At 67.1% G+C, this 15,119-nt stretch carries 12 protein-coding genes; 3 read left to right on the forward strand and 9 right to left on the reverse strand.

Annotation, left to right across the window (positions count from 1 at the left end; translation table 11 throughout):
- Positions 1 to 35: 35 nt before the first annotated feature.
- From CAL13_RS11090 to CAL13_RS11110, 4 genes are all read right to left on the reverse strand, one after another.
- A complete protein-coding gene (locus CAL13_RS11090; protein WP_086072415.1) occupies positions 36 to 644 on the reverse strand; it encodes a SecDF P1 head subdomain-containing protein in 609 nt (202 codons plus the stop codon).
- Positions 645 to 727: 83 nt separating this feature from the next.
- On the reverse strand, positions 728 to 1,156 hold the full coding sequence (locus CAL13_RS11095) for an outer membrane protein assembly factor BamE (RefSeq protein ID WP_086057448.1): 429 nt from the start codon (positions 1,154 to 1,156) through the stop codon (positions 728 to 730).
- 14 nt (positions 1,157 to 1,170) lie between these two features.
- A complete protein-coding gene (locus tag CAL13_RS11100; protein WP_086072416.1) occupies positions 1,171 to 6,411 on the reverse strand; it encodes a YadA-like family protein in 5,241 nt (1,746 codons plus the stop codon).
- A gap of 558 nt (positions 6,412 to 6,969) precedes the next feature.
- Complete coding sequence (locus tag CAL13_RS11110; RefSeq protein WP_086072418.1) at positions 6,970 to 7,215, reverse strand: hypothetical protein; 246 nt, start codon at positions 7,213 to 7,215, stop codon at positions 6,970 to 6,972.
- A gap of 53 nt (positions 7,216 to 7,268) precedes the next feature.
- Here CAL13_RS11110 and CAL13_RS11115 point away from each other — a divergent pair, with 53 nt between their 5' ends.
- Positions 7,269 to 7,949 (forward strand): GntR family transcriptional regulator, encoded by a 681-nt coding sequence (locus tag CAL13_RS11115; RefSeq protein WP_086072419.1) that lies wholly within the window; start codon positions 7,269 to 7,271, stop codon positions 7,947 to 7,949.
- An 11-nt stretch (positions 7,950 to 7,960) separates the two neighbouring features.
- Here CAL13_RS11115 and CAL13_RS11120 read toward each other — a convergent pair whose 3' ends face one another.
- The 3 genes from CAL13_RS11120 to CAL13_RS11130 form a co-directional block, all read right to left on the reverse strand.
- Positions 7,961 to 8,641: an RraA family protein gene (locus CAL13_RS11120; protein WP_086057454.1), complete on the reverse strand. Its 681-nt coding sequence runs from the start codon at positions 8,639 to 8,641 to the stop codon at positions 7,961 to 7,963.
- Between the two features lie 189 nt (positions 8,642 to 8,830).
- On the reverse strand, positions 8,831 to 9,799 hold the full coding sequence (locus CAL13_RS11125) for a Bug family tripartite tricarboxylate transporter substrate binding protein (protein WP_086072420.1): 969 nt from the start codon (positions 9,797 to 9,799) through the stop codon (positions 8,831 to 8,833).
- A gap of 121 nt (positions 9,800 to 9,920) precedes the next feature.
- Positions 9,921 to 10,835, reverse strand: coding sequence for an NAD(P)-dependent oxidoreductase (locus tag CAL13_RS11130; protein ID WP_086072421.1), 915 nt, complete (start codon positions 10,833 to 10,835; stop codon positions 9,921 to 9,923).
- 161 nt (positions 10,836 to 10,996) lie between these two features.
- Between CAL13_RS11130 and CAL13_RS11135 the strand changes: the two genes are divergently transcribed.
- Together CAL13_RS11135 and CAL13_RS11140 are read left to right on the forward strand one after the other, a co-directional pair.
- The gene (locus CAL13_RS11135; RefSeq protein WP_086072422.1) at positions 10,997 to 12,046 is read left to right on the forward strand and encodes an NAD(P)-dependent oxidoreductase; all 1,050 of its coding nucleotides are present in this window, start codon (positions 10,997 to 10,999) and stop codon (positions 12,044 to 12,046) included.
- Positions 12,047 to 12,134: 88 nt separating this feature from the next.
- On the forward strand, positions 12,135 to 13,133 hold the full coding sequence (locus tag CAL13_RS11140) for a tripartite tricarboxylate transporter substrate binding protein (RefSeq protein WP_086057458.1): 999 nt from the start codon (positions 12,135 to 12,137) through the stop codon (positions 13,131 to 13,133).
- A gap of 31 nt (positions 13,134 to 13,164) precedes the next feature.
- Here CAL13_RS11140 and CAL13_RS11145 read toward each other — a convergent pair whose 3' ends face one another.
- Both CAL13_RS11145 and CAL13_RS11150 read right to left on the reverse strand, forming a co-directional pair.
- On the reverse strand, positions 13,165 to 14,037 hold the full coding sequence (locus CAL13_RS11145; protein ID WP_086072423.1) for an OmpA family protein: 873 nt from the start codon (positions 14,035 to 14,037) through the stop codon (positions 13,165 to 13,167).
- On the reverse strand, positions 14,034 to 15,014 hold the full coding sequence (locus CAL13_RS11150; RefSeq protein WP_086072424.1) for a motility protein A: 981 nt from the start codon (positions 15,012 to 15,014) through the stop codon (positions 14,034 to 14,036). The genes CAL13_RS11145 and CAL13_RS11150 overlap by 4 nt, the downstream gene beginning before the upstream one ends.
- Positions 15,015 to 15,119: the final 105 nt, after the last annotated feature.

Below are 15,119 nucleotides of genomic sequence, written 5' to 3' on the forward strand. Positions count from 1 at the left end.
CGGAAGCCGCCCGTTGGACGAGACCGATCGGCCGATCAGCGCGCGGGCCGTTGTGCGCCCTGGGCGGCGCTCTGCGTCGCGGGCGCGGGCCGTTGCGCGGCCGGGGCCGGGTTGCTGGCGATGACGTTCGCCACCTGGACGGCCTGCTGGTCGTTGACGGTGGGAACGAAGAGCAGGCCCTGATTCATGGCGCCGCCGATGGTGGGCGCCGAGACGAGCTGGCCGTTGATGCTCAGCAGCAGGTACTTGCCGGTGAAGCGCTGCGACACGGCGGCCAGCTTCTGCGCGCCGACGGGATTGAACTGGAAGCGCACGTAAGGATGGCCGTCCTGCGTTCGCACGGCAGCGACGGACTCCAGGTCCACGCGCGTCATCACGGGCTGCGGCAGCATCCATACTTCGCGCCCGCCCAGCTTCAGCGATTGCAGGCCTTTGTCTTTCTCGTTCTGCGCCAGGCGGAACTCGACGACGGGGGCGTTGGCGCCCTGCGCCACCGGCATGACGGGCGGCTGCGCAGGCGCGGCGGCGGCTGGCATGGCCGGCGGCTGGCCGGCCTGGGACGAGCGCGAGGCCGGCATCTGCTGGCAAGCGGCCGCCAACAGGGATGCGGCCGCGACGAAGGAAACCGAAACTAACCTGGACATTCAACTCTCCAATGAAACCGGCCGGCGCTCATATCCGAAGGCAGCTGCCGGCCGTGCTCGACATGATCGCATCGATTGCCGCGCTACGACGGCTTTTTCACGTTGCGCATCGCCAGTTTGGCGGCTTCTTCGCAGGCGGGCGTGCGCCAAAGCAACGTTCGCGCCGTGCGGTGCCGGTCGAACAGAATCTTGTACTGGCACAACGTCTCGCCCTCGGCCGTGGGAATGTGGAACAGGTAGTCCCATTCCCGCACGTAGAAGCCTTCCTGGAAATGCGGCCGTCCGATCAGCTCGTACAGCTGGTCCTTGTTCATCCCCGCCTTCACCATGGAAAGGTGATAAAGGTCGGGATAGCTGCCCTTGGGCTGCATGGCCATCGACAGGTCCGGCCATACCGGGGATGCGGAACGGCCCTGGCTGTCGATCTTGCTGAGGTTGCCGCAACCCGCCAGCGTCAGGCCCAGCACGATGCCGGCGCACGCCAGCGGCAGTTGTTTGAATCGTTTCTGCATGGTCGGATCTCCCCTTACCATTGATAGCCCACGCCGACCGCGCCGCCGTAGTCGCCGCGCGAAGACGTTGCCCCCGACAGCTTGAATACCCACGAGCCGTTGTCCGACACGGTCGACAGCCCCAGCGCATAGCCGCTTTCGCCGTTCCAGGTGGCGCCGCCCAGGCTCAACATGCTCTTGCTGGGCAGATAGGCCTGCGGCAAGGCCGCCATGGCCATCGCCGCCGCGATGCCGGCATTGGCCCGGCTTTCCACGCCGTGGATCTTGTCGTTCAAACGGGCGAACTGGCCATCCAGTCCCTGCGTCACGCTATTGAGCTGGTTGACCGTGACCGCGTCGTTCGGCGCCACGCCGTCGGCAACGCCGCTGATGCGGCGGTCGCCGTCCGTGCCGCCGACGTTGACGATGGACCCGCCCGTATTGCCGCCGATGGTGATCGGTTCGCTCGATCCCTGCTGTTGGACCAAACCGATCTTGCCTTCCACCAGGTTGTTCACCGTGGTGTTGGTCTGGTACAGCTGGGAGCCGTTGACCGCATCGGTGGAGTTCTGGCTGACGTCGCCGGCCGCCACGTTATGGATCACCGTGCCGTTCGAGCCGCCCAGCGTGATGGAGCTGCGATCGGAGTTGTCGTACTGGATGGAATTGGACGCCTGCCCCGCCGTCTGCGTGATGGCGTCGACGATGTTGGTGTAGGTCTGGCCGCCCACCGTAATCGTGCCGCCGATCGTCCCGGTCTGCGGGTTGTAGGTGACCCCGCCGCCGATGATGTTGGCGATGCTGCCGCCCTGGTTGGAGACGATGGTGTTCTGCTGGTTCAGCGCATCGCCGACGTTGTTGAACGTCTGCCCGCCCACGTTGTAGGTCGGCCCGGTGTACGCACCCGTGTTCGGATCGTACGAGGCGCCGCCGCCCAGCGAATCGGCGGTGTTCTGGGCCACCTGCTTCAATTGACTGACGTTGACGGCGTCGGTGGGCGCCGAACCCGCGGCCACGTTGGTGATCTGCCGTTCGGCGCCTGCCGCGCCGACGGATACTTCACCGACGGACGTTTGCGGCGCGGACAGGCCATAAGCCGTATAGCCGCTGCGCGCGCCGACGTTGGTGATCGCATTGGCGCCCAGGGCGACGCTGCCGTAGTAGGTGGCTTGCGCGCCCGCACCGATGGCGATCGACTGCTCGCCGCCGGCGCTGGAGCTGGTGCCCAGCGCGATCGCGTCCGATCGCCAGGCGTGCGCGGCCTGCCCGATGGCCGTGCCGCCCGGCGCATTCATCTCCACGATGGCGCCGTTACCGATCCCGATACCGTTATCGCCATTGACGACGGTGGTCGGGCCCACGGCGATCGACTCTTGGCCGACAGCCGCCGAATCCACCGCCGTCGAGTTGGCATGGAAGTAGCGCGTACCGGTGGCCGACACCGACCCGATGGCGCCCTGCAACTGGCGGAGCGTAACGGCGTCGTGCGCCTCCGTGCCGTCTGCAACGTTGATGATCTGCCGGTAGGTCTGTCCGGTGGCGTCGCCCACCGAAACGGCGCCGAGCAGCGCCCAATCGCTGGTGTTGTACTCGATGGCGCCGGTGCCGACCGGGATCGTGCCGGTGGTCGGCGCCAGGGCGCGATCGGACACCGATCCCGAACCCAGGGCGACCGCGCCATCGATGCTGGAACGCGCGCCGTTGCCCATCGCCATGCTGTTGGTGTTGTTGGCCACGGCCTGGGGACCGACGGCCACGCTATCCGTGCCGATCGCCTGGCTGTCGGCCAGCGTGGAGTTGGCATGGAAGTACTTGATGCCGCCGCCGTTGCTGATGTTGTTCAACTGGTTGTTGATGTTGCTCAGATCGCCATCCACCGCCGTGAAGGCATCGCTGATCGTGGTGTAGCTGTTTCCGCCGATGTTGTACGTGGGCCCCGTGATCGTGCCGTCGGGGTTGACCACCGTAGTACCGCCCAGGATGTCGCCGATGCTGCTGGAGATGTTGTCGACCCGGCCGCTGACGGTATTGACGGCAGTGTTGGTCGCAAAGAGCTGCGACCCGTTGATGGCATCCGTGGAGTCCTGCTGGATGCGGCCCGCCGCCACGTTGGTGATGGTCCGTTCCGCGCCCACGCTGCCGACGCTGACCGTGCTGGCGGGCGCCGTGCCGGCGAAGGTATACGCCTGGCCGGCGATGGTTGCGCCAGGAGTCGCCACCGCCGCCGCGGTCGTCGAGCCGCTGCCCAGCGCAACCGACCCGGCGTTGCTGGCGACCGCGCCGTTGCCGATGGCGATGCTGTTGGCGGCATTGGACACCGCGGCGGGGCCCACCGCGATGCTGTCGGCGCCCACGGCCTGGCTGTCTGCCAGCGTGGAGTTGGCATGGAAGTACTTGATGCCGCCGCCGTTGCCGATGTTGTTCAGCGTATTGTTGATGTTCGTCAGGTCGCCATCGATGCCGGTGAAGGCGTCGTAGATGTTGTTGTAGGTATCGCCCTGGATGTTGTAGGTGGGCCCGGTGATCGTGCCGTCCGGATTCACCACGGTGGTGCCGCCCAGGATGTCGCCGACGCTGTTCGCGACGTTGGTCACGCGCGTGTCGACGGCGCCGATCGCCGTGTTGGCCGCAAAGAGCTGCGAGCCGTTGATGGCGTCGGTGGAGTCCTGCGCGATACGGCCGGCCGCCACGTTGGTGATGGTGCGCTCCGCGCCCACCGAACCGACGCTGACCGTCGAGGTGGGGTTATCGCCGGCGAAGGTGTAGGTCTGGCCGGCGATCACCGTGTTCGGCGTCGCCACGGCTGCCGCCGTCATGGAGCCGGAGCCCAACGCCACAGCGCGAGCATCGTTGGCCACGGCGCCATCGCCAAAGGCTACCGCGCCGGCCGCTCCTGCACGGCTCGCATTGCCGATCGCGACTGAACCCTGGCCGATGGCCACGTTGCTGTTGCCGATGGCCACAGCGCCATTGGCCTGATTGGCCGCGGTGGCGCTCGCCGTGCCGTCGGCATTGGCAATGTTGTTCGCGCCGCCCGTAAAGGCGCCGGTGCCGCTCGCGTAGCTCGGGTCGCCGATCGCGACCGCGCCGTCGCCGAAGGCGGTGTTGCCGGAGCCGATCGAGACCGCCTTGCCGCCGGCGGCCACCGCGTTCGCGCCCATTGCGACGGCTTGGGCGGCGCTCGCCTTTGCGCTGACGCCAATCGCGACACCGGAATCTGCGGTCACGGAAGCTGCGTGCCCTATGGCGACCGTGCTGACGCCGGTCACATTGCTGTTGTAGCCGATCGCCACGGAGGGCCCGGTGCCGGTAGCAGCACTGGAGTTGTATCCCAGGGCGACCGAAGCGTCCCCGAGCGCATTCGCGTTATAGCCCAAGGCGGTCGATTGAACTCCCGAGGCGTTGGCGATGTAGCCCATGGCCATCCCGCCCAGGCCCGAGGCGGCCGCCCCGTATCCAACCGCCGTCGATCGGTACGCCGACGCAGCGGCGGCCGAGCCGATGGCCGTTGCTCCGACATTGGTCGCAGCGGCGGATGTGCCGAGGGCCGCGGCATTCGTCTGGGTTGCCCGAGCGCCGATACCGGCTGCCACGGAGTTGGCGACAGTCGCGCCATCATTGTTGTAGTTGGCGCCTACCGTGCCGCCGTCGTTGACGCTGAAGTAATGCGACGCCGCGCCCGCGATTGCCGACGACAGCGCCTGATTGGTTGCGTAGAGCTGGCTGCCGTTGATCGCGTCGGTGGAGTCCTGCCGGATACGGCCGGCCGCCACGTTGGTGATGGTGCGCTCCGCGCCCGCAGAACCGACGCTCACCGTCGAAGCCGGGCTGCCGCCGGCGAAGGTATATGTCGTGCCGCCGATGACGACGTTCGGCGTGGCGACGGCGGCAGCTGTGGTGGAATTGGAGCCCAGCGCGACGCTGTTCGCTATCGAAGCGACGGCGCCCGTACCGATGGCCGTCGCGTTGAGCGCGGTGGCCTGCGCCTGACGACCCATGGCTGTTGCGTAGTCAGCAGTGGCTTGCGAGGTATCCCCCACCGTGATGGAAGACGCCCCGGACGAGGCGCTGTTCGTGCCTACTGCAATTGCCCGGTTTCCACTGGCATTCGCATTGACCATCACACCCATCGAATTGAGGCCTGAAGCAATGGACTGATAGCCGATGGCGATGCCGTTGCCGCCCGATGCGTTGGCACGATTACCCAATGCCGTTGATCCGGAAAGGGCCGCCTGCGCGTCGGCGCCGATGGCCGTGCCGCCGGTCTGCGCCGCAGACGCTCCGGAGCCGATGACCGTCGTCAGATTCCCGCTTGCCTGCGACTGATAACCAACCGCCGTCGCGTTGCCGCCCGAAGACGCGGCTTCACCACCGATTGCAATCGTGTTCGCGCCTGTCGCCGCGGCGAGGTGGCCAAAAGAAACCGCATTCTGCGCCGAGGACACGCTTTGCCGTCCGATCGCTAGAGCATCAATAGCGGAGGCCGTCACATCCGTGCCGATCGCGACCGCGCTTTGCCCAAGGGCGCCGGTTCCCACGCCTGTCCGGGATCCCAGATAAAGGGAATTTACTTGGCTCGCAGTCGCCTGAAAGCCGATGGCGATGGCGTTTTGCGCGCCGGCGGTCGTTGTGGTGCCTTGTGCGATCGAATCGACGCCGTTGGCTTTTGCCGTCATACCGATGGCCACGCCGCGAAGCCCGGCCGCGCCCGCGTCGGTACCATATGCGATGGAGTTATCCCCACCCGCGTTTGCCCTGACGCCCATTGCGTTGGTCTGCAGGCCCGACGCGCGTGCGTCCGTGCCCAAGGCGGTGGAGTTGTCGCCGCTGGTTTGCGTCCGGCAACCGATCGCGGTACCGCCCGTCGTGCTTGTCACAGTGGCGGCCTGGTTCACGCATCCGATGGCGATGCCATTGCTCACACCGCTGCCCAGGGTACCGCCGCCGGCGGTAAAGCCTGTGCTCTGCGCCACCGTGGCGGACGGGGTCGCGAACAGCGCCATTGCCAAGGCGGTGCACACCATGCCGCCCGGCGTGGCGACGGCGGACGCGAAGCTGGATCCCGATGCGCGCGCACCAATGCCCGCGCTGACTGTGCACAACGCGCCAAGGCCCAGGTTCTTGCGCTTCAAACCGAGCACCCGGTGCGCGCGGCGCAGCGCGGCGTAGATGCGGCGACGCAGGGAACGGTGGTAAGCACATGCCGGGGCCCGGGCCTTATCGGCGCGCGCGAGACCGCCGCTCGGCATGGTGGACCGCTTCGTGGTGTGAGCCATTCAACTTACTCCCAGATTGTTGATGTAGTACGGAGGGCGCGGCTGCGGCGGCGAAACCTCACGGGACAGAAGAAAGAAAAGCGACTCGCATACGCGTGCCGATCGCACGGCCCCGTCCGCGTGGCGAACGAAACCGGTGCGGGGCATGACGCTTTCGGGGGGCTCGGCGTCCCGACGGACGCCGTGCGACAGACAAGGAACGGAATTCGGGACGCGCGTCATGGGGCAGGCCAAGGCGAGGCCGGAAGCGGCCATGACAGGCGAAAAAACCGCCGGGATAACGGGTTCGCGGTCCATCCGCGGAATGCGGCGGCGCGCCGTGGACAGGCGGCGAAAAGGGGCTCGGCTCCGCGCAGGAGGATGGCCGGCATGTTGCATTCAACTACTTTCTGCAGCATGAGTTCGGAACCGATATGTCTATTGTCTACAAATGCTGAGCAGGAAGATGCCACGCCCGGTCTCGTGCGAAAACTGCTTTTTGTGTAACTTTTTTCCGCGATGCACCGGCCTAGTGCGCCGCAGTGGGACTTTTTGTATCTAAATAGCGCGGATACCCGCCTATCTGCGACGATTCTTCAGAATCATGTAATCCTGGCCGAAGTATTTTGTGTGTATATGTAAAGACACAATGACGCCAAATTGCCACACTTTGTCGTTGGATATCGGACGATGGATGAAAGAAAACGCAACGCAGCGCCGCAACCATTGGCCGATCCGAAGGCCCGACGACTTCGCCGTCACGGCCGAGACGCCGCCCGCCGCCAAGGCGTCTTGCGCCGTGGCGCGATCGAGACGGCGCGCCATGCCGCCTGCGGTATAGTCAGCGCCTTCACCACGCGTTCGGAAACCCAGCAAACATGCCCAGCGCCCGCGATCTGGTGTACGCGGAACTTCGCCGCCGTTTGATGTCCGGCGCTTTCCTGCCGGGACAGCGCCTGCGCGAGGAGCACATCGCCAGCGAACTCGCCGTCAGCCGCACGCCCGTGCGCAACGCCATCGAGCGGCTGGCCGCCGAAGGGCTGGTCAAGCGGGACGGGCGGCGCGGCACCGTGGTGCTGGGCTGGTCGGATCGCGACATCAACGATGCTTTCGAACTGCGCCTGCTGCTGGAGCCCTATGCGGCGCGCGCGGCCGCCGCGCGCGCCAGCGCCGCGCAGATCGATGCGCTGGAAGACCTGAACACGCGGATGCTGCGGGCCATTGAGTCCGACGACCCCGATCGCGTGGACAAGGTCCAGTACTACAACAACCGCTTTCACCATGCATTGATCGAAGCGGCGCAATCGGCGCGCGTGCGTGCGGTGGTCGACGATCTGCTGGACCTGCCGATCATCATCGGCTCGTTCTATTTCTATTCCCGCGAGGACATGCTGCGCAGCGTGGAACACCACCGGCAGATCATCGCGGCGCTGCGCGCCTGCGATCCGGCCTGCGCCGAGGCCGCGATGCGGCTGCATCTAGCCGCCACCCATCTGTTGTTCCGCGGCCAACGCAAAACGGCCGCCAGGGCGGCGGCCGGAACGGAAGAAACCTCCTGACGCGCAGGCGGCTATCCCTGGCTGGGCATCACGCAGCCTTGCGCCTTCAAGCGCGCGTCAACCCACGACGTATCGAGCTTGCCGGCGGCGATCTGCGCCATGGTCTGTTCTTCCGCCGCATGCTTGGCCGAAGCCGCCTGGTACAGCGCATCGGTCTGGTCGTACGGGACGCACAGCAAGCCGTCTTCGTCGCCCACGATCAGGTCGCCGGGCTCGATCGTCATACCGTCCAGCGCGATCGTGCAATTGATTTCGCCCGGGCCATCCTTGTACGGCCCGCGATGCGTGATGCCGGCGGCATAGACGGGAAACGGATTGCGGCGGATGGTGCCGGCGTCGCGGATGGCGCCGTTGATGACAATGCCCGCGATGCCGCGCGACGCGGCGTAGGTGGTCATGATTTCGCCGATGATGGCGTTGGTCAGGTCGCCGCCGGCGTCGACCACGATGACGTCGCCGGGAACCGCCAGGTCCAGCGCCTTGTGCACCATCAGGTTATCGCCAGGGCGGCAGCGCACCGTCAGCGCCGGACCGGCCAGCACCGTGCCGTCGTGCATGGGACGCAGGCGGGCGCCGCCGGCGGTCATGCGCGACATGCAGTCGCTGATGTTGGCCACGGGAATGCGGCGGAATTGTTCGACGACGGCCGCACTGACGGCGCGCTTGCGGGTGTGGATTTCGAAGCCGATCATGCCGGCGCTCCTACAGAAGTGAATCAAAGGGAATGCATTCCGGCGTTTTCCGGGGAAGCGCCGGCGCAGACGGGTAATCACCGGTCCGCCGCGAAGGCGATGGTAGCCGATCGCGGGCCGCGGGTTCGGCGGCAGGGTTCGGCGGCAGGGTGCGCCGGCGACCGGCCCGCGGCAAAACCAGGGCCGGCCCTACTGCTTGGGAATGCCGGCCTCCTGGACGACCTTGCCGAAGGTTTCGTAGTCCGCGCGATAGCGCTGCGCCAGATCCTGCGGCGTGCCCTTCATGACGCTGTAGCCGGCGTCTTCCAGCTTGTGGATCAGCTCCGGCTTTTCCAGGCTGCGGTTCAGCGCGGTGTTCAGCGTCGCGACCACGTCGTCCGGCGTCTTGCCCGGCGCCATCAAGCCCCACCAGATGGTCTGGGTAATGGAGTTGAAACCGCTTTCGGCGAACGTGGGCACGTCGGGCAAGGCCGGGGACCGTTCGTCGGCCACCACGGCCAGGGCGCGCACCTTGCCGCCGCGAATCTGCGGCAACAGCGATGCGACCGAGCCGGTGTAGAGGTCGATGCGGCCGCTCATCAGGTCCGGGAAGGCCTGGGCCCAGCCGCGATACGGCACGTGCATCAGCTCCATGCCGGCGGCCTTGCGCCACAGGTAGCCGATCAAATCGCCGCTGCCGCCGATACCCGGAATGCCCAGCGACACGCGGCCCGGCTTGGCCTTGGCGGCTTTCACGACATCGTCCAGCGTCTTGTACGGCGAATCGGGCAGCACCACGAAGACGCTGGGCGACGAGGCCACCAGGCCGACCGGCTTGAAGTCCTTGAAGGTGTCGTAAGGCAGCTTGTTGTACAGCCAGGGGTTCAGCACGATGTTGTCGGTCTGCGCCATGACCAGGGTGTGCCCGTCGGGCCGGGCGCGCGCCGTCGCATCCAGGGCCAGGTTGCCGCCGGCGCCCGGCTTGTTCTCCACCACGATGTTCCAGCCGGTGTCCTGGCTGATCGCCGCGCCGACCATGCGGGTCAGCGTATCGGTGCCGCCGCCGGGCGGGAATGGCGAGATAAAGGTGATGGGCCCGCCGCCCAGGTCGGCCGCGCCGGCCGTCGCGGCCAGCGCCGCCAATGCCGCGGTGGCGGCCAGTCGTTTCAATGCACGCATTGTCTTCCTCACTCTGCTTGTTATGGGGGCGCGGCGCGCGGTCTGCCGCGACGCCGGCCCTGCTCCGCTGTTTCCGTTTCCGGACGGCATTCCACCACATCCGGATCCGGCGTTCATTCGATCATGACGCGACCTTCGCGCGATCCGCTTCGGCGGCACCGTCCTGCGCGGCCAGCGTCGCCAGCCAGGCCAGTCGCGCGGGCACGGTATCCGGCAGGTCCAGCGGCGCGCCGCCATGGCGCGCGGCCTCGATGCCGCGTGCCGTGCGCGCGAACAGGCGCTCTACTCCGTCCAGCACCAGGGGCTGCAGCCCGGCCTGCGCCAATTGTTCGCGGGCCTCGCGCACTTCGGCCAAGCGCCGTGGCGCATGCAGCACGTGCGAACGGACGAAGGAATCCATGAAACGCGTCAGCGGCATGCGGTCGATGTCGGCGAGCACTTCGTACAGGGCATCGCGCAAGCCCAGGCTTTCGGCGGCGACCAGGCATTCCACCGTCAGGCTTTCCATGCCCTTGGTCATGATGCTGCGCAACAGCTTCAAGCGCACCGCATCGCCGGCCTGGCCCGCAATGGCCTGCGCCGGCGCGCCGCAACCGCCCGTGAAGGCCGCCGCGGCCTGTGCGCCGGTGCCGGCGCAAAGCAGCGGCGTGCGCTCGGCCAGCAAGGCGATGGCCCCCATGATGGCCACGTCGGCGAAGGGCACGCCTTTTTCGGCCGCCACCGCCGCGGCGGCGCGCATGTCGGCCGCGCTGGCCGTGGTGAAGTCCGCGTACAGCGCGTCGGCGCGCAGATAAGGCAGCGCCCGTTCGGCGATCGCTTTCGCGGCATGGCCGTATACGGCCGACACAACGATGTCGGCCTCGGCGAGCCAGGGCCCCGGCGCCGCGTACAAGGCCGCGCCATGGTTTTGCGCCCGGGCCTGCATGTCCGCGTCCTGCCGCAGCTCGCAGATCGCATGAATCGTATGGCCCGCCTTGCGCCACGCGGCGGCGTAGCAATGCCCCACCTCGCCGCATCCCAGCAGTGCAATTTTCATTTTTGAAAGTACATAAAAAAAACAATGTGCTTTATATCGCGCCCTGTTTTGCGTTATCACTTCGGGCAAACCCCTATATGAAATACATAACTAATACATTTTCATGATGGCCGGTTGGCCCACCGCCACATCACCAAAACAACTCCAGGAGACGCCGCGCGATGCGCACCTCAGCCCCTTGCGACAACACCCCTTACAACATCTGCCGGCTCGATCTGTGGGTCGATCCGGTTTTTGACGAGCTGGTCGCGGCTTCCGGCGTGGCCTCGCTGACGGTGCTGCCCAGCCGCGGCGACGATGCCCGCACCCTGGCCGGCCTGCGCAGCGCGCACGCCTACCATGTCTCGGCCGCCAAGGACGAACTGCCCCGCCCTTGGTTCGTATCGCGCGAATTGATCCGCGAATGTCCCGGACTGGTTTGCGTGTCTTCGTCGGGCGCGGGCTTCGACACCATCGACGTCGAGGCCTGCACGGAAGCCGGCATCGCGGTCGTGAACCAGGCCGGAATGAACGCGTATTCCGTGGCGGAGATGACCTTCGCGCTGCTGCTGGCGCTGGAGCGGCGCGTGGTTCTTTCGCACAACCGTCTGCGCACCGAAAACGGCTTCACGCGCGAATCGCTGATGGGCCATGAGATCCGCGGCAAGCGGATCGGCCTGATCGGCATCGGCCAGATCGGCCGGCGCGTTGCGGAAATCGCCAAGGGTTTCGGCATGCACGTCATGGCGTTCGATCCGCTGCTGGATGCGGACACGATCCGCGCGCGCGGCGCCGAACCGGCCGATTTCGAGACGCTGTTGAAGCACGCCGACATCGTCTCGCTGCACTGCCCGCTGGATGCCCGCACGCGCGGCATGTTCGGCGCGGCGCAATACGCGGCCATGAAACCGGGCGCCCTGTTCCTGACCACCGCGCGCGGCGGCATCCATGACGAAGACGCGCTGCACGCCGCGCTGGTGTCCGGCCATCTGGGCGGCGCCGGCCTGGACGTGTGGCTGCGCGAGCCGCCCGGCAACGATGCGCCCCTGCTGCAACTGTCCAACGTGGTGGCCACCTTCCATACCGGGGGCGTCACGCACGAGGCGCGCCGCAGCGTGGCGCGCGGTTCGGCCGAGCAGCTTCTGATGATGTTCAGAGGCGAACGTCCGCCGCGGCTCGTGAACCCGGAGGTCTGGGAACGGGCAGCGGCGCGCATTGCGAAGCTGGCCTAGTTTCGCCGGCCGTGCCGCGGCCGGCACGGCACCCCACAGCCTGCTCGAAGATAGGTCCACACCAGAACCCCACAGGAGGAGACTCACCATGAAGCAGTCCCATACACGCCGCGGTTTCTGCCGCGCCGCCGCCGGCGCGGCCTTGATGGCCGCCACGCTCGGGCTTGCCGCGCACGCGCAGGCGGCCGGCTATCCGGAACGTCCGATCAACATGATCGTGTCCTATGGACCGGGCGGCGGCACCGATCTGGTGGCGCGCATGATGGCGCCCTTTCTGCAGAAGTACCTGGGCAACGACGCGCACATCATCGTGCTGAATCGCCCCGGCGCCGGGGGCGCCATCGGCTTTGGCGAAATCGCGCGTGCGCAGCCGGATGGCTACACCATCGGCTTCATCAACACGCCCAATCTGCTGACCATCCCGATCGAGCGCAAGACGCCTTTTACCTGGAAGCAGTTCGACCTGCTGGGCAATCTGATCGACGACCCCGGCTCCTTCGCCGTGCTGAATTCCAGTCCCATCAAATCCCTTGCCGACCTGGCCGACTACGCCAAAGCGCATCCGGGCGCGGTGACGGTGGGCACCACGGGCGCCGGCTCGGACGACCATCTGGCGATGCTGCGCTTTGAGCGCGCCACGGGCGTGAAGCTCAGCCATATCCCGTACAAGGGCGCCGGCGAAGTGCGGCAGGCCGTCTCCAGCGGCGAAATCATGGTGGGCGCCATCAACGTGGGCGAGGTGCTGCAGTACCAGAAAGGCGGCACGCCGGTCCGCTTCCTGGGCCAGATGGCGGACACGCGGTCCCCGGCCCTGCCCGATGTGCCGACCTTCAAAGAGCAAGGCTACGACGTGGTGCTGGCGTCCCTGCGCGGGCTGGCGGCGCCCAAGGGCCTGCCGCCGGACGTGCGGGAAAAGCTGGTCGCCGCCGTCGCCAGGACGGTCCAGGATCCCGAATTCCAGGCCAAGGCGCGCGATCTGTTCGCGCCGCTGCGGTACTTGCCGCCGCAGGAATACGCCAAGGAACTGGAAGCCGGAGAGGCGTCCTTCCAGGCGCTGTGGAAGGTGGCGCCCTGGGCGGAGAAGTAAGCCGGGTTGCGGATGCTCGCCCCGGCGCGGCTTATTGCGGCGCGCTGGGATCGATGCGCATGATCAGCTCGACGCGCCGGTTTGCCGCCCTGCCCGCCGGCGTGTCGTTGCTTTCCAGCGGCTTGGTGTCGGCATAGCCGACGGCGCGCAGGCGTTGCGGGTCCACGCCGTCGTTGACCAGCTCCCGCAGCACCGATGTGGCGCGGCTGGCCGACAGGTCCCAGTTCGATGCGAATTGCCGCGTCAGAATCGGCACGTTGTCGCTGTGGCCTTCCACCGACACCGGATACTTGCTGCGGTTGATCACCGTCGCGAGCTTCTTGATCAGCGGCACGCCTTCCTTGCTGAGGGTGGCCTGGCCCGAGGTGAACAGCAGCTCGTTGCTGATGCGGAAGCTGACGGACTGGCGATTGATCTGCACGTCGACCGATTTGCCGAGCTCCGTCAGGCCCAGCTGTTCGGCGGTGGGCATCTTGACCGGCTTGGCGGGCTTTTCCAGGGGCTCGGCCGGTGCGGTGACGGCCGGCTCCGCCGGTTCCGAGTCGGGCAGATCGGCCCACGCCGCGGGGATGGCCGGCAGGTCCTTGGCCCACGCGGGATCGGGCGCGGGCGGCAGCTTCGCCAAGGTGACGCCGGCGGCCACTTCCGGCGGGTGCGCCGACAGGCCGGGGCCGAGCCGGGTCAGGGCCAGCATGACGACGAACAAGGCCAGCAGCAGCGTGATCAGGTCCAGATAAGTCATCAGCCAGTTGTCCGGCTCCCGGTCCAGGGTTTCCGGCACATGCCAGCGCTCGTAGCGATTGCGATGGATGGCCTGACGCCGGTCGCGGCGACGGCGTTCTTCTTCCGCCTTGCGCTGCGCCGCGATGTCGATCCACGACGTGCGGGTCGGGTTGGCGCTCATGAACGCTGGGACGTGACGCGGCCGCGCAGCGCGGCTTCACGCAGCAATTGTTCGGTGGACAAGGTGGGCGCCGTGCGCGTCGACGTCCTGGCTGCAGCCGACGCGGTGGACGACGCCGTGGACGAGGCGGCGGCGGATCCGGCGCCGGCCCTGGCGGACCTGGATCCCGCAGGCGCCGCCGCCTTGCCGCGCGCCTTCTTCGGCGGCTGCACGCGGATTTCGTCTTCGACGTTTTCCATGAAGGAATTCAGCGTTTCCCGCACCATCGCGGGGCCGCGGCGCTCGCACATCATCGAGATGCCCTGCAGCACCATGTTCATCAGCACCAGGCGCTGCTCGGTGCGCCGCTCCAGCTTGATGGCGATGGGCTTGCAGATCAGGTTGGCGACCAGGATGCCGTAGAACGTGGCGATCAGCGCGATGCCCATCTGCTTGCCGATCACGTCCATGCCCTGCGAACCCAGGACGGTCATCAGGTTGACCAGCCCGATCAGGGTGGCCAGCATGCCGAAGGCCGGCGCGAAGCTGGCCATGGTGCGGAACATCTGCGCCTCGGCCTGCTCGCGCGCCCGCATGCGGGCGATGCGCCATTGCAGCAATTCGACGATCTGTTCTTCCGGCGTGTTGTCGATGATCAGCTGCACGCCGGTGCGCAGGAAGGGGTTGGAGACGTCCTGCAGGGCGCGTTCCACGGCATGCACGTCCGCGCCCGCCCAGCTATGCGCCAGGGAGACCAGCTCGTCGATGTCGCGCTGGGTGTCCACCTTTTCGTCGCGAAAGACGATGCGCAGCAACGGAACGATGCGGCGGATTTCCGCGAGCGGATAGCCGATGAACAGCGCGGCGGCCGTGCCGCCCAGCACGATCCCCAGGCCGGGCAGGTTGACGAAGGCGATCGCCTGCGGGGCCGAGGTGAAAATGGCGGCGGCCAGGGTCACGACGGCGACGGCGATACCGATCAGGGTCGATTTATTCATGAATGCGGGCCAGTGAAAAGGCGGCCGGTTCGGAAGCGGTGAGCTCGCCCGATACCCGGGACCGGCTCATTCTAGTGACGTCGGCCGCCGCCCAACGCCGCTAAA

This window comes from Bordetella genomosp. 9 (assembly GCF_002119725.1).
Taxonomy (GTDB): Bacteria; Pseudomonadota; Gammaproteobacteria; order Burkholderiales; family Burkholderiaceae_B; genus Bordetella_C.